This is a genomic window from Coprobacter fastidiosus (assembly GCF_982245605.1).
In genome coordinates this window covers 68,438-89,318 of the sequence record NZ_CEVCIF010000003.1, presented here as the reverse complement: position 1 = coordinate 89,318, position 20,881 = coordinate 68,438, and the positions used below count along the sequence as shown (strand labels likewise).

At 38.6% G+C, this 20,881-nt stretch carries 16 protein-coding genes; 8 read left to right on the top strand and 8 right to left on the bottom strand.

The genetic code is table 11. The features are described 5' to 3' along the window. Window positions 1-7 precede the first annotated feature (7 nt). The 5 genes from AC0UMU_RS01580 to AC0UMU_RS01560 all read left to right on the top strand — a co-directional run bounded on the left by AC0UMU_RS01580 (window position 8) and on the right by AC0UMU_RS01560 (window position 11,278). The gene (locus AC0UMU_RS01580) at window positions 8-2,914 is read left to right on the top strand and encodes a glycoside hydrolase family 2 protein (protein WP_473979853.1); all 2,907 of its coding nucleotides are present in this window, start codon (window positions 8-10) and stop codon (window positions 2,912-2,914) included. A gap of 241 nt (window positions 2,915-3,155) precedes the next feature. Further along, window positions 3,156-4,304, top strand: a complete 1,149-nt coding sequence (locus tag AC0UMU_RS01575) for a chorismate transformation FkbO/Hyg5 family protein (RefSeq protein WP_472300217.1) — start codon at window positions 3,156-3,158, stop codon at window positions 4,302-4,304. A gap of 337 nt (window positions 4,305-4,641) precedes the next feature. Next, window positions 4,642-7,671, top strand: a complete 3,030-nt coding sequence (locus AC0UMU_RS01570) for a glycoside hydrolase family 95 protein (protein WP_472300219.1) — start codon at window positions 4,642-4,644, stop codon at window positions 7,669-7,671. Window positions 7,672-7,819: 148 nt separating this feature from the next. Next, on the top strand, window positions 7,820-8,536 hold the full coding sequence (locus tag AC0UMU_RS01565) for a GDSL-type esterase/lipase family protein (RefSeq protein ID WP_472300221.1): 717 nt from the start codon (window positions 7,820-7,822) through the stop codon (window positions 8,534-8,536). Between the two features lie 33 nt (window positions 8,537-8,569). Then, entirely contained in the window at window positions 8,570-11,278 is a 2,709-nt protein-coding gene (locus AC0UMU_RS01560; protein ID WP_472300223.1) for a cytochrome c biogenesis protein, read from the top strand. On the opposite strand, the gene AC0UMU_RS01555 is transcribed toward AC0UMU_RS01560, so the two are convergent. The 8 genes from AC0UMU_RS01555 to AC0UMU_RS01520 form a co-directional block, all read right to left on the bottom strand. After that, the gene (locus AC0UMU_RS01555; RefSeq protein ID WP_009317385.1) at window positions 11,270-12,217 is read right to left on the bottom strand and encodes a DMT family transporter; all 948 of its coding nucleotides are present in this window, start codon (window positions 12,215-12,217) and stop codon (window positions 11,270-11,272) included. The two genes, AC0UMU_RS01560 and AC0UMU_RS01555, sit on opposite strands and share 9 nt — an antisense overlap. Before the next feature lie 189 nt (window positions 12,218-12,406). After that, the gene (gene rd, locus AC0UMU_RS01550; RefSeq protein WP_022390997.1) at window positions 12,407-12,568 is read right to left on the bottom strand and encodes a rubredoxin; all 162 of its coding nucleotides are present in this window, start codon (window positions 12,566-12,568) and stop codon (window positions 12,407-12,409) included. 56 nt (window positions 12,569-12,624) lie between these two features. Further along, window positions 12,625-13,350: a LytR/AlgR family response regulator transcription factor gene (locus AC0UMU_RS01545; protein WP_022390998.1), complete on the bottom strand. Its 726-nt coding sequence runs from the start codon at window positions 13,348-13,350 to the stop codon at window positions 12,625-12,627. Next, entirely contained in the window at window positions 13,347-14,423 is a 1,077-nt protein-coding gene (locus tag AC0UMU_RS01540) for a sensor histidine kinase (RefSeq protein WP_022390999.1), read from the bottom strand. The genes AC0UMU_RS01545 and AC0UMU_RS01540 overlap by 4 nt, the downstream gene beginning before the upstream one ends. Before the next feature lie 38 nt (window positions 14,424-14,461). Next, the gene (locus AC0UMU_RS01535) at window positions 14,462-15,682 is read right to left on the bottom strand and encodes an ABC transporter permease (RefSeq protein ID WP_472300226.1); all 1,221 of its coding nucleotides are present in this window, start codon (window positions 15,680-15,682) and stop codon (window positions 14,462-14,464) included. Between the two features lie 11 nt (window positions 15,683-15,693). Beyond that, a complete protein-coding gene (locus AC0UMU_RS01530; RefSeq protein ID WP_022391001.1) occupies window positions 15,694-16,440 on the bottom strand; it encodes an ABC transporter ATP-binding protein in 747 nt (248 codons plus the stop codon). A 37-nt stretch (window positions 16,441-16,477) separates the two neighbouring features. Then, window positions 16,478-17,695, bottom strand: coding sequence for an efflux RND transporter periplasmic adaptor subunit (locus AC0UMU_RS01525; RefSeq protein WP_122303417.1), 1,218 nt, complete (start codon window positions 17,693-17,695; stop codon window positions 16,478-16,480). A 41-nt stretch (window positions 17,696-17,736) separates the two neighbouring features. After that, window positions 17,737-19,095, bottom strand: coding sequence for a TolC family protein (locus tag AC0UMU_RS01520; protein WP_472300228.1), 1,359 nt, complete (start codon window positions 19,093-19,095; stop codon window positions 17,737-17,739). 226 nt (window positions 19,096-19,321) lie between these two features. Here AC0UMU_RS01520 and AC0UMU_RS01515 point away from each other — a divergent pair, with 226 nt between their 5' ends. Genes AC0UMU_RS01515 through AC0UMU_RS01505 form a run of 3 tightly spaced genes read left to right on the top strand, consistent with a single transcriptional unit; the run spans window position 19,322 to window position 20,843 of the window. Then, window positions 19,322-19,843 carry an RNA polymerase sigma factor gene (locus tag AC0UMU_RS01515; RefSeq protein ID WP_087879937.1) on the top strand — a complete coding sequence of 174 codons (522 nt, stop codon included), beginning with the start codon at window positions 19,322-19,324 and terminating at the stop codon, window positions 19,841-19,843. Next, window positions 19,840-20,355 (top strand): hypothetical protein, encoded by a 516-nt coding sequence (locus tag AC0UMU_RS01510; RefSeq protein ID WP_278714652.1) that lies wholly within the window; start codon window positions 19,840-19,842, stop codon window positions 20,353-20,355. Before AC0UMU_RS01515 ends, AC0UMU_RS01510 begins: the two co-directional genes overlap by 4 nt. A 29-nt stretch (window positions 20,356-20,384) precedes the next feature. Beyond that, window positions 20,385-20,843 carry a hypothetical protein gene (locus AC0UMU_RS01505; RefSeq protein WP_147404899.1) on the top strand — a complete coding sequence of 153 codons (459 nt, stop codon included), beginning with the start codon at window positions 20,385-20,387 and terminating at the stop codon, window positions 20,841-20,843. Window positions 20,844-20,881 lie beyond the last annotated feature (38 nt).

Below are 20,881 nucleotides of genomic sequence, written 5' to 3'. Positions count from 1 at the left end.
GATTTACATGAGAGATACTATTGCAATTTTGAGTTTGACGGCAGCATTATTGACGGGAGGAGATTTGTTGTTTGCAAAGGATAAAGTCGTGTTTAATCGGGATTTTTCTCCTGCAGAAGGACTTGTGTCACCGCAAGAAAAACCGTATCGGCAAGAAATATGTTTGAACGGGCTGTGGGATTTTCAACCGGTAGCCGTGTCTCGTGATTGGAAGCAGGGGAATGGAGTTGCCCCCATATTGACAGAGCCTCGAGAGGGGCAGTGGGAACAAGTAAAAATAAAAATTCCGTCACCGTGGAATGTAAATGATTGGGGCGGTGGAATAGAGACCGGAGAGGGTTCAAAGAATCCTTACGCTCCGAGTTCTGTTTATTATCCCTCATATCCATCCTCTTGGATACGAGAAAAAATGGGGTGGTTACGCTGGGAGTTTTCGATACCTGCCGATTGGAAAAAAGATAATCGTCTAATACTTCATTTTGAAGCTGTTGCAGGAGAATGTGTTGTAAAGGTCAATGGTAAAGAAGTTTGTCGGAATTTTGACCAATATTTGCCGTTTGATGCGGATGTTACCGATTATATTGATTGGAATAAGCCGAATGAGTTGTTAGTAGGTGTACGCCATAATACTCTTTTCCAGAAATTTCATCCGGAATATAAAAAAATGAAAACAACTTATGCATTGGGTTCTAATACCGATAAGATCGTCGGTATTTGGCAAGATGTATTTTTGTGGGCTGTACCTGAAGTTCGGGTAACGGAAGCTTTTATAAAGCCTTGGGTAGATCGTGATGAATTGGAAATAGATGTAAATATAATCAATCAGTCTCGACAACTTAAAACTATTTTATTAGGAGGTGATGCTCGTGAGTGGATTAACAATGCCGGAAAAACGATTTTGGATGCTCCTGAGATTAAATGGACATTAGGACATACGGCATTGACGATAGATCCGGTATCTGTGACTTTAAAACCGGGAGAAACACAAAAAGTAACTTTGCAAACTAAAGTAGGAAATCGATTGAAACTTTGGTCACCCGAAACCCCTAATTTGTATATGCTTTCTTTGAAAATTTCAGATAAGAAACAAACGTATGATATTAAGGATATTCGTTTCGGATGGCGTCAGTTCAAACTGTCGGGAACAGACTTTTTGTTGAACGGTAAGAAAATTCAGTGTGTCGGTGATATACAGCACCCTTTCGGTCCTTATATCTGTTCACGTCGTTTTGCTTGGGCATGGTTGCAGATGATTAAGGATTTTGGAGGGAATTCGGTACGTCCTCACGCACAGCCGTGGCCGCGTGTGTATTATGATTTGGCGGATGAGATGGGAATTATGGTATTGGATGAAACCGGATTGTTCGGAAGTTCTATCAATCTTAATTTTGAAGCACCTGAAGCTTGGGAACATTATGCGGAACATTTGGAACGTCTGATTCTTCGAGACAGAAATCACCCTTCTGTAATCGGTTGGAGTGTCGGTAATGAATTATTTGCTATTGCTCTTTTAAATAAACCGTCTAAAGAGGTGGCGAAAAAATGGGATGATAAAATTGTAGAACTTGCAGATCGTGTGCCGGCATGGGATCCGACGAGGGGTTTTATAACTTGTGACGGAGACCGGGATTTAGACGGGCGATTGCCTGTGTGGAGTAAGCATTTCGGGCACGGGCTGAAATTGGATTTATTACCGGAGAAGAAAGATAAACCGATGATTGTCGGAGAATCGGGAGCCACCTATTATGGGAAACCTGATCAATTGTATCAGTTTGCAGGAGATAAGCCATATATTTCTTATTACGGACGTAATGAAGCTTTGGCAGTAGATGTATATCAGAATGTACAGAAAATGGCAAAACCGTTTTTGGCTTATTATTCACCGTCCGAAGTTTGTTGGTTCGGATTGGAACATCTGAATCTCGGTTATGGCGATTATTCCCGTTTACCGGATGGGCAGGACGGTGTATTTGCCGGAAAAGTTTATGAAGAGGGTAAGCCTGGATATCAATTTGAGCGCATTCCGCCTTATGTGACAACCTTTAATCCGGGAATCGATCCTTCATTGCCTCTCTATAAACCGTTGCCTATGTTTCATGCCTTAAAGGCTGCATTAGCAGATAAACCTTGCGAATGGGATCATTATACGGAGTTGAAAATTCCGAAACCCGCAGCTCTTCCTCAGCCGGTGCATTCCGAAGTATTTTTTATCGGAGATAAAACCGGAGCATTGGCTGGTCATTTAAGAAAAACAGGGATAACGTTTTCTAAGAATAAAAAGTCTTCTGTGGTAATTGTTGATGGAGAGAACATCGGTGACGATCAATTGAAGCAATTTGCCGCTGTTATGAAATCTGCTAAAAAATCCGGTCGTACGATTCTGATAATGACGGCCACTAAAGGTATTGATTCGAAGATTTTACCGTTATTGCCTGCAAATATTGAAACGACAAATAGAACGGCGACGGCATTTAATCCCGGTGAAAGATCTGAATGGGGAGGATATTTTACTGTCCCGGCACTTTATTTTTCAGAAATAGATAGTAAAGAACCCATCCTTAAACAGGGACTCTCAGGAGCTTTTGTCGATGAGGGAACTATCGTTTTCGATGCCTCGGGAGTCGATTGGTCTCTCTTTAATCGGGCTCCGGAGAATAGGAAATGTGCACAAGTAGTATTATATGAAAAGCTACAGAAACCATCAGGGGTAGCAATGGTTACCTATCCTTTAGGAAAATCGGTGATAGCAGTTTCTTCTATAAACTATCTTGTCGATACAAAAGAGACTGCGGCTTTTTGGGAACGATTCTTTTCTGTGATGAAAATAGATTTGAATAAGGATAATGTACAGTCTGGAAAAAATAAAAAGGTACAGCACGATTTATTGTTGGACGGACCTGTAGATAGTAAATAAATAATTATTAGGTTTTCATTATTAGGGGTAAGAGTCTGTTTGAATTTTGTACAGGTCGAGTTTGAGAATTTCCTCATCGTAAAATTTAGATAGGCTTTAAGAATGTCCGGTCGTCATTTGATGTTCGGGCATTTTTATTTTTACCTATTTTTAGGTATTGCAACAAGATTGTATCATTTTGTACTTTTGTATCAAAATTAAGCGTTGCAAAAAATATTGCGAGAAAATAAGAATAGCAGGAATGAATGATTGTCGTTATATATGTCGTTCTTTAAGGGAAAGCCAGGCGGACTTTTCTGCCATGGTAAGGTCTTTATTGAATAGGTATCAACCGAAAAATGTCCCTGTCCGTCTGGTCTTTTTCGGAGACGTTACGGATAATGTCCGTTATCGGGAAGAGCTTGATATTATTCGAAAAGAAGCCGATATCCATTTTGGAGATAAACTCCCTGTAATTAGTTATGTAGCTCAGAAACCCTTGGACGGTAGCGGTTTGGTTATGGAAGCTCATGAATTGAAAATACTTCAAGGGGAGACGGTTGAATATAAATCGTTGTGGACAAATTTTTATATTACAGTGACATCCTCTCATGTGAAACATCTCTTTTTAGGAGGAGTAATGAGCGATAATTTAGACGAAAGTTTTTCCGTTCAATCTTACAATGTATTTGATATTGTCGAAAAGATATTGCAGATAGAGAACATGCCTGTACATTCTATCGTCCGACAATGGAATTATATTGAACAGATTACGGCATTTGACGGAGAACATCAACATTATCAGGATTTTAATGATGCACGAAGTTTTTTTTATAATTATTCACAATGGCCTAAAGGTTATCCTGCGGCAACAGGAATAGGAATGGCGTGTGGAGGAATTGTTGTCGATATCAATGCGGTTTATGCGGATGACGCTTCTATAAAGATCGATGCAATAGATAATGGTTGGCAAGTTGCGGCACATGCTTATTCGCAAGGTGTTCTATTCGGAGAGAAAGATCCTCGTTTTCAAAGTAGAACTACTCCTAAATTTGAACGTGCTAAACGGGTAAAGCAGGAAAATTATGAAATAGTTTATGTGTCGGGAACTGCAGCTATACGTGGAGAAGAAAGTCTTTTGGAAGTCGGTATTGAAAAGCAGACTCAAGCAACAATAGAAAATATCGATTATCTGATTTCAGAAGAAAATATTCGAAGGCAAGGTATTTTGTTTTTCGGGTCTTCTTATAGATTAAAAAGTTGCCGAGTATATCTGAAAGATATTTCTTTAATGGAAAATGCCCGAGTGATTGTTGAAAAGCTATATTCCGATGTTGAGTCTATTTATCTTTTAGCTGATGTGTGTCGGGATGAATTATTGATAGAAATAGAAGGAATCGCTTCTGTGTGATTGATTTTGAATTGTAAAGTTTTCGCATAGTTATAAAGTCTTCAAATTATTTTTAATTCCTTTTTATATCGAAAAACAATTTTTATATTTGATCTGTAATTAAAATTCTTCGTAAGGTTAGAATCTTGAATAAGAACTTTATTACTGATCATTAGATGTTGATGTATTATTGGGTAGGTTATGAAAGGACCAGTAATGAACAGGATGTCTCAGTTTTCCTTTTGAAGATGATATCAGGAATCTTTTTAGTTGGAGAATAAGTAACAGAGAGAAATAATGTTACTTTTTTAATTGGTGAATGAGTTCCTGTTGTCGGTCGAATAAATATGTTTTTAATATGAAATTTATCTATAAGATGAGAGGAATAAGTAGAATTTATTGGGGAATACTGTTGATATTCCTGTGTCCTTGGAAAACAGATGCTGCATCTTTTTCTGGTTTTCGTCAACCTGAAATGAAAGCTGTGTATAATAAACCGGCTAAAGTATGGGAAAGCGAAGCGCTTCCTATCGGTAACGGATATATGGGGGCTATGATTTTCGGCGATGTTTATCGGGATGTCATTCAAGTTAATGAGCATTCGTTATGGTCCGGTGGTCCGGGAGAGAATCCTGATTATGATGGGGGGCATTTGGGAACACCTGCAGAAAATAGAGCTAATTTGCAGAAAGTCAGGAGAGCTTTACAGCAGAAAATGAATGAATTTTCTAAAAATGATGCTGCTCATTTTAATTCTACCGGAAAGTTGATTACCAAAGATTATGGTAATGAGGAAAAAGACGGAATAAAACCTCTCATCGAAAGTCTTCGCGGAACTAAGAATAATTTTGGTTCGTATCAGACTTTAGGTAATATTGAAATAGCCTATAATTCATTGGTTATTCCGGATGTCATAAGATTTGATAGTGATTGTGATAATATCAATAATTATGATCAGCGGGTGGATAAATTGTTTGACGGAAATCGTGATACGAAATGGTATGCTGATAAAGGGTTTCAACAGAAATTTCCCTGTTATGTTGCTTGGGAGTACGAGACGAAACAGAAAATAAAATCTTATAGTCTTACATCGGGAGATGATGTTCCGGATAGAGATCCCATATCGTGGAATTTTTATGGTTCAAATGATGGTAAAAGATATTTATTGATTGATAAACAGTCTAATATAAGTTTTGAGAGTCGTAAAAAAACTTTGAAGTTTCCGTTAAAAAGAGAAGTGAGTTATAAATTTTTTAAATTAGAGATTACAGGTGTTGCAGCCGGCAATATGACTACACCTCCGCAACTATCGGATATAGAGCTCGAATATGAACAATTAGATGAACCTTTAGAGCCGTATAGTGATTATGTGCGGATGCTTGATATAGATAATGCAGTACATTCGGTAACTTATAAGGAGAACGGAACGACGTTTACCCGTGAATGTTTTATGAGTTATCCGGATAATGTAATGGTAATGCGATTGAAGGCAGATAAAAAGGGTAAAATCTCTCGTACATTTGCGATAACGTCCCTTCAGTCAAAAAAGCAAATATCTGCATCTGGAAATACAATAACGATGACGGGACAACCTGTTTTGCATAAGGAAAACGGATTGAAGTTTGCCCAGCAAGTAAAAGTGTTGAATAAAGGTGGGCATTCTGAAGTTGTCGGTAATAAAAAAATTCGAGTGAAAGATGCTGATGAAGTGATCTTGCTTATGTCTGCAGCAACGAATTATCAGCAGTCTATGGATGAAAAATTCGATTATTTCTCGGATGAAGATCCTCTGACGACCGTAAAACAGACGCTGATGGTGGCAGAGTCGAAAACATACGAAGATTTACTCTCTTCGCATAAAAAGGATTATAAGGCATTGTATGACAGAATGAGTTTGAATTTGGGAAATATAACCGGAATGCCGACTAAGACTACCGATATATTGTTGAAAGATTTTTACAAAGGCAATACTGTTGAAGAAAATCTATATACCGAAATGTTATATTATCAATTCGGACGATATTTGCTGATCGCTTCCTCTCGGGAGAACTCTTTGCCGGCGAATTTACAAGGTGTATGGGGCGAAAGATTGTCCAATCCGTGGAATGCCGATTATCATACCAATATTAACGTACAGATGAATTATTGGCCGGCACAGCAAACCAATTTAAGCCCTTGTCATATACCGTTGATTTCTTATATTAACAGTTTAGTTCCCAGAGGCAAGATAACAGCTCGGCACTATTATTGCAAACCTGATGGCGGTGATGTGCGTGGTTGGGTAACGCATCATGAAAATAATATATGGGGGAATACTGCTCCGGGAACGAGTTACGGGGCATTTCATTTTCCTGCCGGGGCAGCATGGATGTGTCAGGATATATGGGAGTATTATCAATTTAATTGTGACAAGAAATTTTTGGAACAAAACTATAATACGCTTTTAGGCGCAGCCTTGTTTTGGGTGGATAACTTGTGGACGGATGAACGGGATGGAACGTTGGTCGCTAATCCGTCTCATTCTCCTGAACATGGCGAATATTCATTAGGCTGTTCTACGGTTCAGGCGATGATTGCCGAAATATTCGATATTGTAATTAAAGCGAGTGAGGATTTGGGAAAAGATACGAAAGAGGTTGCCGAGATAAAGGCGGCGAAAAGTAAATTGGCAGGTCCTCAAATAGGATTAGGCGGACAGTTTATGGAGTGGAAAGACGAAGTAACGAAAGATATAACCGGAGACGGGCAGCACAGACATGTCAATCATCTGTTTTGGTTGCATCCGGGATCGCAGATTGTTGCCGGAAGAAGCGTACAGGAAGATAAGTATGTGGAGGCAATGAAAAAAACTTTGGAAACAAGAGGTGATGGCGGTACGGGCTGGAGTAAAGCATGGAAGATTAATTTCTGGGCTCGTCTGAGAGACGGTAACCGCGCTCATAAATTATTGAAAGAGGCGCTGACCCTTACATATACAGGTAATCCGGCTAATATCGGAGGAGTTTATCAGAATTTGTTCGATACGCATCCGCCTTTCCAGATAGATGGAAATTTTGGAGCAACTTCGGGTATTGCGGAGATGTTGCTTCAAAGTCAAGGCGGTTATATAGAATTGCTTCCTGCCATACCGGATGATTGGGCGAATGGAACATTCGAGGGGTTAAAAGCGAGAGGAAATTTTGAGATCGATGCCGAATGGAAAAACGGAGTTCTCGTTACGGCCGAGCTAACTTCTAATTCAGGCAAAGAATGCGTTATAAAATATCCTGACGCAAAAAATTTGATAGTTAAGTCGAAAAATGGAGATACTGTAGCAAAAAAAGTCATCGATAATGATAAAATATCATTTATTACAACAGCAGGTGCGGTATATGAAATTTGCAGATAAAAAAATATAAAGAGCCTGTTTAAGTTTTGCGATAAAAATATATATTTGATCTTTTTGAGTTTATTCTTTGATTTGTTTCTTGTTGGAGCTGAAAAAATGTTTTTGAAAATAACATAAAGAATGTCTGTGTAAAATTTAGCTATGAAAGATGGAAAAGAGTGGAGATATTTTTATTAGTCGGCATCTTCACTCTTTTTTAGATTTAATGATTGATTATATGTATAAATATTTGATCTGTGTTTTTATATTCTTTTTAGGAAATGCAAAAATGTATGCACAGCGTGTAGCTTGTATAGGAGCGAGTATTACTTATGGCGCTACGATACCGGAAAGAGAGAAGTATGCTTATCCGGCTCAGTTGGGGGCATTGCTTGGTGTAGGGTATGAAGTATTTAATTACGGGGTAAGCGGTTGTACGATGTTGAAAAAAGGCAATCTGTCTTATTGGAATACAAAGGAGTATCTGCAAGCATTATCTTGTAGTCCGGATGTTGTGTTTATCGATTTGGGAGGAAATGACAGTAAATTGATTAATCGGAAGTATCTGAATGAGTTTGAGGCTGATTGCAGAGCCATGATACGTTCTTTTAGGAATCTGCCTTCGAATCCACGAGTTATATTGTTGACGCCTATTGTTTCGTTCGTGACCGATACAACCGGGATATGGGATACAGTTATTGCAAGGGATATTGTTCCTATGACTAAAAAAGCAGCGAGTAAAGAGGGAGTAGAAATTATTGATATGCATCCTTTATTGGAAGATCGTCCCGATTTATTGAAAGATAAAATACATCCTAATGCTGAGGGTGCGAAAATGATGGCGAATAAAATGTATGATTTATTAATGCAGGAGAAAGAAAAATAATTTGAGTTCTCTATACCGGAAGAAAATAATCACATGAAAAAAAGTATCCGTTGTTTATCCTTTTTTACCTCTTATAAATTGATGCTGATATTATTGGCGTTATATGCCGTATTATTGGCTGCTGCGACATTTATCGAAAGTCGTTACGGATCTCCGGCAGCTCGTGCGGTTGTGTATAACAATGTCCTGTTCTATCTCTTACAACTGCTTTTAATCATAAATTTTGTCGGGATTTCATTGAAAGTACATTTATGGAGGCATCGGAAATATGGGGTTATTATATTTCATTGGGCTTTTGCTGTCGTGTTAGCCGGAGCGTTGATCACCCGCATTTGGGGATATGAAGGGATTATACATATTCGGGAGGGAGAACAAACGTCCCGGATGTTAACACACCAGTGTTACATTTCCGGTGTAGCCGAGAGTAAAGGGCATTCTGTAAATTTTGAATTTCCGGTAGAGATCAACTCATTGTTTACGCAGCCTTTTTCTGAAATAATCAGTTTGGAAGATAAGAAAATCCGTATCAGACTTGATAAAGTAAAATATTCATCGTTGCCAAATGGCGATCATTTATTGGAAATGTCTTTGAGAGTCGGAAATGATGAACGTACGGTCTTTTTGTCGGGGAAAGATTATCAGGTCGGCGAGCCGGAGAATGTAAAAGTTGGAAATGTCGACATATCCATTGCTTATGGTTCTGTTTTCAAGACGTTACCGTTTACGATTCGTCTTCAGGATTTCAGATTGATTCGCTATCCGGGTTCACATAGTCCTTCTTCTTTTGAGAGTGATTTGATCCTTATTTCAGGAGGTACGGTTCGGGAAGAAAAGATATACATGAATAGAGTTGTATATGAACAGAACTATCGTTTGTATCAATCATCTTATGATACCGATGAACAGGGAACTGTTCTTTCGGTAAATAATGATACGTTCGGTACATCTGTAACATATATCGGGTATGCCATGTTGTTATTGGGTATGATTTTGATTTTTGCACATAAGGATTCTCGTTTCAGAATTCTGAACAGGAAATTGACTGTTCTTACCGGAAATAGAAAAACAATTGGTTTGTCTTTTTTGTTGTTTTTCTCTGTTTCTGTATCTGCACAGGAGATTACGATAAGAGATTTGCAGAAGAGTGCACTTCCCATATCTCTTGCCGATCGGTGGGGGCAGTTGCAAATACAGAATCCGTCGGGACGTATAGAGCCTGTCGATACTTATACTGCCTCATTATTGAGAAAAATATATCGTAAAAATTCATTTCACGGATTGACTTCCGAGCAGGTCGTGTTAGGTTTTATTTTCGATGCTGTTTATTGGAATAGTGTACCTGTTATTCGTCAGACGAATTCGGAATTGCACAAGTTGCTTGGGACGACAGGAAGGGAGATCGCTTTTAATGATTTGTTTGAAAATGATGGTACATATAAGCTTGCAAAATTTGTAGAGAATATATATATGAAGCCGGTATCGTCTCGCTCTCGGCTTGAAAAAGATATTTTGAAGTTGGATGAAAAAGTAAATATATTGTATGGCTTGCAACAGGGGAAAATGTTTGCCTTGTTTCCGTGCCCGGGTGATAAAAACGGTAAATGGGTTTCTGCAGGAGATGATCTTTCCGCTTTTTCTGGGAAAGATTCTTTGTTTGTGTCTAAAATTATGTTGTGGTATAGTGACGAATCGATTCGCTCTTATGCAACCGGTAATTGGGAAACCCCGTCCGATATTGTCGGAATGATAGATGTCTATCAGCAAGCCCGGAGTCAAGTACAGATAATGACACAAAAACGACTGAAAGCCGAATTGTTCTATAATAAAGCGAATCTGTTTTTCGTTTCGGCTGTAGGTTATGTGTTATCCGGAATTTTGTTGTTGACGGCTATATTATATTTTCAGTCTAAGCCTTCTCGTTGGTGTAAATGGACTGTTCGTTTTTGCATCGGTACGATTATTTCATTTTTCTTTTTGCAGACATGCGGAATCGGATTGCGTTGGTATATCTCGGGACAAGCTCCTTGGTCTAATGCTTATGAGTCTATGATTTATATCGGTTGGGCTACACTTTTGGCCGGTTTGCTGTTTGCTCGTCGTTCGAGTTTGGTTTTGGCGCTTGCCGCTTTTTTTGCGGGGGTTATCCTTTTTGTTGCCGATCTGAATTGGATGGACCCGGAAATTACTCCGTTAGTTCCTGTCTTAAAATCCTATTGGCTCATGATTCATGTGGCTGTGATTACGGCAAGTTACGGTTTTTTCGGCATGAGTTTTCTGATCGGGGTGCTGACGATGTTTTTTATTGTGCGGAATAATAAGTCGGCAGAAATAAGAAAACTGCGTATTATTAACGAAATGTCATTGCATATCGGTGTTTGTTTGCTTGTTGCAGGTACGTTTTTGGGAGCGGTTTGGGCAAACGAATCGTGGGGGCGTTATTGGGGCTGGGATCCCAAGGAGACATGGGCTTTAATAACACTTGTCGTGTATGCAATGATTATTCATGCTCGTTTTGTGCCGAAATTGCGTAGCGATTATGCATTCAGCGTGATGTCTGTTTATGGGTTATTGGCGGTATTGATGACCTATTTCGGAGTCAATTATTATCTTACCGGATTGCATGCATACGGAAGCGGCGATGTTCCGCCGGCCGTGGATATTATCGGACTGGTTTATCTGGTAATAACGGTTTTAGCCGTTATTGCTGCGAGAAAGAGAATAGCGGACTCTTTATCAAATTGATTCTCTTTCTTTTTCTTTCTGTATTTTCTCTGCATCCATCTGAGCTTTCGATTTACTCTGGGTTACGACATATACGCCGACAAATACTAATGTGATGGCGATGGCTTTAACGAGAGTAAATGTATCCAGGCCTACTATTATGGCAATTAGTGAAGCTACGATAGGTTGAACGTAATTATACATGCTGATGACGGTAGGTCGTAGAGTCTTTTGAGCAATGGGAATAAACATGTACGATAAAAATGTTGCTGCCAAGACGACAAATGCGATTTCAGAATAAAGAGAAACGGGTAGTTCCTCATACTGTATTGTTGCAATATCATGGTAAGAGAACGGTATATAACACATACTGGCGTACATAAACATCCATTTCATCAAGGTTATCGGTGAGTAACGACTGATAAGGTCTTTGAAAATAACGAAATAGGTGGCGACAGAGGCTTGTGCAAACAGACAGAGCAGATCACCTGCTATTTTGTTTTCTCCTGAAGATACGTTTGTACTTTGTCCGCTGATTATTAGCATAAGTGCTCCAACGGCACCCAAAAATATACCGGATACTTTTTTGTTGGTAATAGGTTCTTTCAAATAGAAAGCAGCAATGATCATAGTAATAATCGGAGCTGTTGTCGATACGATGGAGGCATCGATGGGAGAGGTCATAGAAAGTCCGAAAATGAATACTCCCTGATTAAATACGATTCCGCATAAGGCGGCAAAAAATAACATGGCCAAATCTTTAGGAGGAACATTTTCTCTTTTCGTGAAGAGGGAGACCAACCAGAATGCCGCCGCAGCTCCTACCATACGAAATGTTGTGAGAGCAAAAGGTGAGATATCTCCACTATTCAAAACTGTTTTGGAAATAGGAGAATTGAGTCCCCAGATGATATTAGCCGTGAGTATTGCTATATGCCCTTTATATTTACTTGCTGACATATCCATATTTTTTTGATCGTGCAAAAGTAGATTTTGTCTTTGATAAATAGTCGGTTTTTGTTATTTATTAACATTTGAGAATGAATTAAAATACCGAGTCGAGCCTGCATTTTTTATCAGAAAATTTAGGTAAGTTCTAAAAATATAATGACCTCAGGATTGTTCCGGAGGCCATTATATTTGTTGATTCTATTCTTCTACGGGTTCAAAATCTTCTTTTCCGACACCGCAGACCGGGCATACCCAATCATCGGGTAATTCTTCGAAGGAAGTTCCGGGTTCTATTCCGCCATCCGGGTCACCTAATTCCGGATCATAGATCCAATCGCATACGACACATCTGTACTTCATACTTTTTGATTTTTGTTATGGTTAGTATAATAAACAAGTAAAGCCTTGAAAAGTTGTTAGGATTTTCCGGTTATTGACCGTTGGTTGATCATTGCCTGAAAATTACTTTTGTATGAATCGGAAATCGGAATGTATTGTTTCCCGAAAACGATCCGATTTCGTTCGATAATCTTGATTTTGTCTGTTTGTACGATAAAAGATCGATGTACACGGATGAAACGATCTGAAGGGAGAACATCTTCCAGCGATTTTAAACTCATTAAAGAGAGAATAGGGTGAGGTTCGTTCTCGACATAGATTTTTACATAGTCCTTGAGGCCTTCCACGTATAAAATTTTATCTAATTCTATTTGTACTAGCTTATAGTCTGTTTTAATGAATATTGATTTTAATTCTTCTTTTTTTCGAGCGGTGTTATCCGTAAGTTCATACCATTGACAAGCTTTCTCACAAGCATTCAGAAAATCAGGGTAAGCAATAGGTTTTAAAAGGTAATCCAGAGCATTTACCCGGTAACTGTCTACGGCATATTGTTCGAAAGCTGTGGTGAAAATAATCCGGCATCTGTCTCCGATGATTTTTGAAAATTCGAGACCGTTCAATTCAGGCATTTGTATATCCAGAAAAAGTAAGTCAACCGGTCTTTCCGATAGATCGGCCAATGCGGTAACAGCATTAGTACAAGAACCTTGCAGGCGTAAAAATGGAGTCTTATCGACATACGATTCTAATAGTCGTATAGCCAGAGGTTCGTCATCGATTATGTAACAGTTCAGTATCATTCTTCTTCAGTATGGGTGAATAATATCAATGCAGAAATATATTTGTCATCTGTCTGTTCAATATTCAGAAGATAACGTCCCGGATAGAGTAGTTCCAATCTTTTACGCAAATTGTCGAGTCCTATTCCCGAACCGCTTTTATCAGTTTCGTTTTTGGGAAAGTAACTGTTCTCGATCGTACAGACGATGCGTTGGTCGCTGTATTCGCTTATGTCGATATGTATGAAAGATGGTTGGGAGTTGCTGACTCCGTGTTTGAAAGCATTCTCGATCAGGGAGATAAACAAAAGAGGTGCGATCAACGTTCCCGAACTTGCCGATTGGGGCATAGAAATTTTTATTTCAGTATTGTCGGTCAGTCTCAAACGCATCAATTCTACGTAATTACGCACAAATTCCATTTCTTTTTGGAGCGGTACGAATTCGGGGCTGTTGTCATATAATACGTAACGGAGTAATTTACTTAAATCCATAATCGCCTGTTGCGCCTTTTCCGGAGATAAAGCGATCAGAGAATAAATATTATTCAGGGTATTAAATAAGAAATGAGGATTGAGCTGATTCCTTAAATTTTTTAATTCTGCTTCAGTACGGCTTTTTTCGAGTTCTCTGATTTCATTTTCGGATTGTATCCAGCGGTTGGTCATTTTTATGGCGACACTCATTCCGGTTGCTAAAATTAACGGAATTATGTCCCGAGTAAGGAAAAATAATATACCGTCAAATTTTCTTACCTGAAAGTGTTTAGGAGGATTTGGAGGCATTGCTCCCGGAATATGCAGTTCGTGCCAGAAGTGCAGGCATAAGGTTACGAATGCAATGAGTACGATATTTGAAAGCAGATATTCCCGTGTTTGTTTTCTGAATAAAAATTTATCGATCAGATAGCAATAGTTGAAATAAAAAATGATCATCAATGATACCGGTGCGGAGATAAATCGCAGATAACGATCTATGTAATCGGCGGTCGAGTTCCTTTCGAAAAAAAATAAAGGAATCCCGAATACGATACCCCATCCGAGAAGGTGTATGATTAATTGCAAAGATTTTTTTTTAGGTGTGTCCGGCATCATTTTATGATTATATTACAAATATAAGAAATTATTTGATTTTATTCGTATCGTATAGCATCTATCGGATCGAGGTTAGATGCTTTTTGCGCCGGATACCATCCGAAAAATACTCCGGTTATAGTACATACGGCAAAAGAGAGCAGTACACTCCAGCTTTGTATGTATATAGGCCAGTGTGCAATATTTTTTACGGCAAAAGATGCTCCGATACCGATCAATATTCCGATAATACCTCCTGTAATACTGATTAAGATAGCTTCGATCAAAAACTGGCTTAGGATATCGATGCCCCTTGCTCCGACACTCATACGCAAACCTATTTCACGTGTACGTTCGGTGACCGATACATACATGATGTTCATAATTCCTATACCGCCTACAACTAAAGATATTCCGGCGATACATGCAAGAAGTGTCGTCATCAAATCGGTCGTAGTATTCAGCATTGTACTCAATTCCTGTTGAGACTGGATAGTAAAGTCGTCGTCATCGGACTCTTTCAGTTTATGATTTTTTCTTAAAATCGCAGTAATTTCTTCTGTTGCATTATCAGTCATGTCTTCTGTGAGGGCAGAAGCGAAGATTCCTTGCAGATAAGTAACTGCGAGTAATCTTTTCATGACAGTCGTATAAGGGGCAAGTACGACATCGTCTTGGTCCATCCCCATACTGTTATACCCTTTAGATTTTAGAACACCGACTACTTTGAACGGGATTTTGTTAAAACGGATTACTTTCCCGATAGGATCGCTTCCGTCGGGGAAGAGGTTATCGACTATTGTTTTTCCGATCACGCAGACTTTGGCGGAGCTTTGTATGTCAGCGTTTGTGAACATCGTTCCGTTTTCTATGGAGAGTTGCCGTATTTCGAGATATTCGGGGCTGACTCCGGTTACGGATGATGGATAATTGTTTGCTCCGTTTATCAATTGACCGGAAGATGATACGTTCGGACTGACAGCCGACAAAAAATTTGTTTCATCTTGTAAAGATTTGAAATCATCCAGTTTCAGAGTCTGCATGGCTGAAGGATCTTGACGTACACCGCCCCGCATTTCTGCACCGGGATGTATCATGATCATGTTAGACCCCATTTCTGCGATCTGAGTTTGAATACTTTTTTTTGATCCTTGTCCTATGGCGAGCATCGTGATAACCGATGCAACACCGATAATGATTCCCAACATGGTAAGGAAAGCCCGCAGTTTGTTGTTTGCAAGCGCACGCAAGGCTATTTTTAATAGATTGGTTACGTTCATTGTTTTACGTTTTATTCGTCATCTTCGGGTTTAGGCATAGCCGCTAACGCTTCTGCTGCCGACATGATATTTTTATTTATAGAGTCTTCTATGACTTTACCGTCCCGTAATCGGATATTCCGGCTACTGTATTGTATTAAATCCGGATTGTGAGTAACGAAAATAATCGTACGCCCTTCGGCATGCAATTGCTGGAAGAGTACGAGAATCTCGAAAGATGTTCTCGAATCAAGGTTTCCGGTTGCTTCATCGGCAAGAATTACGGCCGGATTATTTACCAATGCACGTGCGATAGCCACACGTTGCATTTGGCCTCCGGACATTTGGTTTGATTTGTGTTCCAGGCGGTTTCCCAATCCAACATCTTGTAAAGCTTTTATCGCTCTTTTTTTTCTTTCTGCACTATTGATGTCAGGATTATACATCAGCGGGAGCTCTACATTCTCTACGGCTGTTGTTTTGGGTAAAAGATTGTAATTCTGGAATACGAAGCCGATTTTTCTGTTTCTTAATATTGCACGTGCCGATTTGCTCATCGTGCGCACGGATATGCCATCCAGAAAATATTCACCGCTTGTTGGAGTATCGAGACAACCTAATGTATTGAGTAGTGTTGATTTACCAGATCCGGATGTTCCCATAATCGTTACGAATTCACCTTCATAAATCGTAAACGATATACCCCGAAGAGCGTGGACGATTTCATCTCCGACTTGGAAATTTCTTCTTATATTTTGTAATTCGATTACTTTTTTCATAATAAATAGTTATCCGTTCCTTTTTATTGTCGGTGAATTATTTTTTATCTTTTTTATTTCTTCCCGGAGGGCCAGGCATGAATGGATTTTGTTCTTTAGATTCTCCTATAAAAATTTCAGGATTGGCTTGTTGTCCTATCGTTGCTTCTGTAACGATTTCCATTCCTTCCGTAACGCCGTCGAGAATCTCTGTGTATATGTCATTCGTAATACCGATCTTTACAGGGTGGGCGGTAAAGGTGTTTCCTTCGAGTGTCCATATTTTATGTTCTGCCTTACAATCGATGATTTTATTGTCTGGATTGATCAACGGAGCTTCCGGAGTAAATCGAAGAGCTTTTGCCGGAACACTAAGTACATCTTTTTTATCGAGGATATAGATTGTTACGTTTGCTGTTAATCTAGGTTTTAGTTTGTATTCCGGATTTTGGGCTGAAATAACTACTTCATAAGTAACGACGGTCGATGTAGAAGAGGTGCTGCTACTGTTTGAACTGCTCTCATCTCCCAAGCGTATTTGCATAACTTTTCCTTCGAATGTATCATTGGGATATGCATCTACGGTAAAACTTACTCGTTGACCTTCTTCAACACCGCCTATATCTGCCTCATCGACATCTGCAACTACTTGCATTTGGGTCAGGTCTGCAGCGATCGTGAAGAGGGTAGGAGTTTCGAATCCGGCGGCTACGGTTTGACCTTCTTCAACATCACGGCTTATTACGACACCGTCGATAGGTGATGTGATGGTTGCATAGGCAAGATTTCGTTTTGCTTTTGCCAGCTCTGCTTTTTGACTTTGATAAGTACTTTTTGCTTTTTCATAGTTATAGACAGCCTCTTCATATTCGGTATCACTGATCAGATTCTTGTCATATAAAGTTTTGCTACGGGCATATTTCTTCTGTTGATATTCATATTCAGCTTTACTTCCGTCATAAGCCGCTTGTTTAGAGTCGAGTTCGCTTTGCAAAGTAACTTTGTCCATTTCGGCGATTAGTTGCCCTTTGGTTACTGTTGAGTTATAATCTGCATATAACTTATCGATGATTCCGGATACTTGAGTACCGACTTCTACCTTGGTAACGGGCTCTATACTTCCCGTTGCTGTTACCGAGTTCGATATGTCTCGTTTTGTTACAATTGCCGTATCGAATGCTATTTCGTTCTTTTTGGATGGGTTACTTAACATCCATATAACTATTCCTATGATCGCTATGATTATGACAATAAGGACGGTTTTCTTTTTTGTTATTTTCATTGTATATGTCTATTTAATTTTTTATTCGTTTTTATTTAAAGAGTTATTTCTTTGCCTTGGTAGAATCTTAATAACTGAGCATTTAGAATAGCCATATATTTGGCTTGTAACATTTCTTGCTGTGCTGAAAGAAAATTATTTTTTTCAGTGAGCAATTCTACCGTATTCTTCATTCCTAAATTGAATTGTTCTTGTGCCAGATTGTAACTGGTTTTTGATGCTTTTACTTGTTCTATGGCGGCTGCATATTGAGCTTGAGATGAAGTTGCGTCCAGGTAAATATCTTCTATTGTTTTTTGAAGTTCTTTTTGAGCGTTAAGGTATTCCAATTCAGCTTCAGAAATTTGTAATTTAGCTTTTTCTACCGCCGATTTATTTTCTCTGTTATTGAAGATCGGTATGCTTAGAGTGAGTCCGATACTTTCGTTCAATTTATTTTTCATTTGTTGTCCGAAATTAGAATCACTGCCAGAAATATGGCCCGTACCGACACTTGCTGACAAATCTAAAGTGGGATAGTATCCGGCTTTGGCATTTTTGTGTTCCAGTTTGGCAATATCTATTCCGAGTTTTCCGCTTTGTATGCTGGGAATAAAATTTAAAGCCGATTGGTAAACTTCCTCTTTTCCGGGTAATGGTGTCAGGACGTCATGTGCTTCGAGAATCGGAGTAGAAATACTCAGAGTTTCTGTCATATCCATTTCCAGAAGTTGTTTTAACGTCTGTATGTTGCTTTCCAGAGTCGTTTGTGAAAGTACGAGTTGGTATTTATCCGAGCTGTATTGTGATTCTAATTGGGCATAGTCGCTTTGAGAAATAGAACCGGCTTCCAATAGAGCCTTTCCACGTTCGCATTGTAGTTTTGAAAGAGCTACGGTTTCTTCATTGATTTTTACAGACTCTTGTGCATATAGTATTTGTAAAAAACTTTCGGTAATAGAAGTTTCGATATTATCGATTTCTTCTTCTACCGAATATTGTTGTACTTGTTCTTGTAGTTTGGAAGACTTGATGTTATTTCGCAATTTTCCTCCATTATACAAGGTCATCGATGATCGAAGAGAATAGTTTCCGGTGTATGAGTTTTTGCTACTGCCTTTACTCCCGGTAACTACGTAATTATCTAAACTGTTACCTTCGGGAAAAGGTGTATTTATATACTGTTGAGTTGACCCGAATGAAAGAGACGGGAACAATTTGGCTCGGGCAGATTTGCTGTCTACCTGGCTGCTTTCTAATGCGATTTTACTTTTTTTGAGTTGAATGTTTTGTGTCAGTGCATAGTCTATGCAGTTTTTTAAAGTCCACTCTTGAGGTTTTTCTTGAGCAGATAATAACCGTAATCCTCCTGTACAGAAACAAAACACGAAAATTCCGATACGATAATAATTCATAAGTCTTTCTTTTTGTGTTTATACAAAGTTAAATATGGCTATTTTCTCAGCCAATCGAAATATAGAAAGGGTAGCTTTTCACCGACAAATCTTCTTTTTTTACAGATAAAGCAAAAAATTGAAGTAAATAGGTTTAACTTTATTGATAAATAGGCATCCAATAGATAGAATTAATTAAAAATTTAGATTTTGTTTTATGGTTGGAGATACAGAGCAGGATATAATAATGAAGTTGCGTGACCCGAAAATGTGTAATGCAGGGTTTGAACAACTGGTCTTGATGTATCGTGAATCTCTGTATTGGCACATACGGCGTTTGGTCGTATCGAATGAGGATGCGGAGGATATTTTGCAGGAATCATTGATAAAGGCATACCGGTCTTTAGATGAATTTAGAGGTGAAAGTCGTTTATTTACTTGGCTCTATCGGATTGCGACAAATGAAAGTTTGCAATTTTTACGCCGTAAGAAGTTATCTTTTACACCGTATGAAGAGGTCAGTGATATGCTGATACGAACGCTTTATGCCGAAAATAATACAGATGCAGATGAATTGTTATTGAGATTTCAAGAGGCGATTTTGCGTTTGCCTGAAAAACAACGGGTTGTTTTTAATTTGAGATATTATGATGAACTGAGCTATGAAGAGATAAGTCGTATTACAGGACAATCGGTGGCAACATTGAAAACCGGCTACCATTACGCTGTGGAAAAAGTAAAAAAATATATGGTAAATAGTCAGATATGAAAGATAAAGATTTTGATTTTGATTTTGATCGGGTTGGTAAGCGTTTACCTTATCGGGTAGATGAAGAGGCTTTACAGAGAGTTACTCGTAATGTCCTCGAGACTTGCAGACAAGAAAAAATTTCTCGAAAGTCAGGTGTTCGCAGGAACTATTTCTTTTACATGTTGGGGAGTGTTGCTGCAATTTTATTATTGTTGGTTTACATAGGAGTCGGACATAAGAAAGAAGTTCAGGATCGATTAAAGATGGCAGAAGTTTCTGCTGGTGATTCGTTGAGAGAATTTTATTCTGTTTCAGACCAGAATGCCGGGAGTATTTTTAATGATGTTTTTCAAAGAGACTCGAGCTTGGAGATTGCGTTGTGGGAAGAAACCTTAGCGGAAGATTTTAAATATTCGCAAACAGGAAAGGATATGCCGATGGATGAGTTGATCGATGAATTAAGCGATGAAGATTTGATGTTCCTTACGGAGATTACAGGTGGGACGATTGTCGATCAATGGTATAATTAATTTATTAGTTGAGATTAAATATGATAGTTATGAATAGAATATTAATGTTATTGTTTATGTGTATGCCGGTCATGTTATGGGCACAGAGACTTCCTGTTCATGAAAAACAAAAAGAGTTGCAAGAGAGAATGGTTGAAGTTTCTTTATCGGAAATACAGGAACGTTTGAGTCTTACAGAAATGCAGATATCGCAACTTCGTCCTGTATATAAGCAGTATCAAAAAAAGGTTGCCCGTTTGAATATGCAGAATCATAAATTGTTTAATCGAATGAATGCCGATACGTTGTCTGACGAACAAGCTAAGACGATACTTCGGGAATATCTTGACAGGGAGCGTAAATTGTATGCCTTAAACAAGCAGTATATGGACAATTTATTGGAAATTTTGTCTCCTCAACAAGTTATAAAATTGTATCAATCCGATTCGGATATTAAAAGAAAAATAAGAATGGAATATTTACGTCGGACAGGCAAACCGAAAAGATGAATTATTGCTAAGTTTTAGAAATGAAAAGTGGTGTGACT

Bases quoted from the DNA above. Each gene is read 5' to 3' on its own strand.
- AC0UMU_RS01580 (WP_473979853.1), top strand. From the start codon at position 8: ATGAGAGATACTATTGCAATTTTGAGTTTGACGGCAGCATTATTGACG.
- AC0UMU_RS01575 (WP_472300217.1), top strand. From the start codon at position 3,156: ATGAATGATTGTCGTTATATATGTCGTTCTTTAAGGGAAAGCCAGGCG.
- AC0UMU_RS01570 (WP_472300219.1), top strand. From the start codon at position 4,642: ATGAAATTTATCTATAAGATGAGAGGAATAAGTAGAATTTATTGGGGA.
- AC0UMU_RS01565 (WP_472300221.1), top strand. From the start codon at position 7,820: ATGGAAAAGAGTGGAGATATTTTTATTAGTCGGCATCTTCACTCTTTT.
- AC0UMU_RS01560 (WP_472300223.1), top strand. From the start codon at position 8,570: ATGAAAAAAAGTATCCGTTGTTTATCCTTTTTTACCTCTTATAAATTG.
- AC0UMU_RS01555 (WP_009317385.1), bottom strand. From the start codon at position 12,217: ATGTCAGCAAGTAAATATAAAGGGCATATAGCAATACTCACGGCTAAT.
- rd (WP_022390997.1), bottom strand. From the start codon at position 12,568: ATGAAGTACAGATGTGTCGTATGCGATTGGATCTATGATCCGGAATTA.
- AC0UMU_RS01545 (WP_022390998.1), bottom strand. From the start codon at position 13,350: ATGATACTGAACTGTTACATAATCGATGACGAACCTCTGGCTATACGA.
- AC0UMU_RS01540 (WP_022390999.1), bottom strand. From the start codon at position 14,423: ATGATGCCGGACACACCTAAAAAAAAATCTTTGCAATTAATCATACAC.
- AC0UMU_RS01535 (WP_472300226.1), bottom strand. From the start codon at position 15,682: ATGAACGTAACCAATCTATTAAAAATAGCCTTGCGTGCGCTTGCAAAC.
- AC0UMU_RS01530 (WP_022391001.1), bottom strand. From the start codon at position 16,440: ATGAAAAAAGTAATCGAATTACAAAATATAAGAAGAAATTTCCAAGTC.
- AC0UMU_RS01520 (WP_472300228.1), bottom strand. From the start codon at position 19,095: ATGAATTATTATCGTATCGGAATTTTCGTGTTTTGTTTCTGTACAGGA.
- AC0UMU_RS01515 (WP_087879937.1), top strand. From the start codon at position 19,322: ATGAAGTTGCGTGACCCGAAAATGTGTAATGCAGGGTTTGAACAACTG.
- AC0UMU_RS01510 (WP_278714652.1), top strand. From the start codon at position 19,840: ATGAAAGATAAAGATTTTGATTTTGATTTTGATCGGGTTGGTAAGCGT.
- AC0UMU_RS01505 (WP_147404899.1), top strand. From the start codon at position 20,385: ATGAATAGAATATTAATGTTATTGTTTATGTGTATGCCGGTCATGTTA.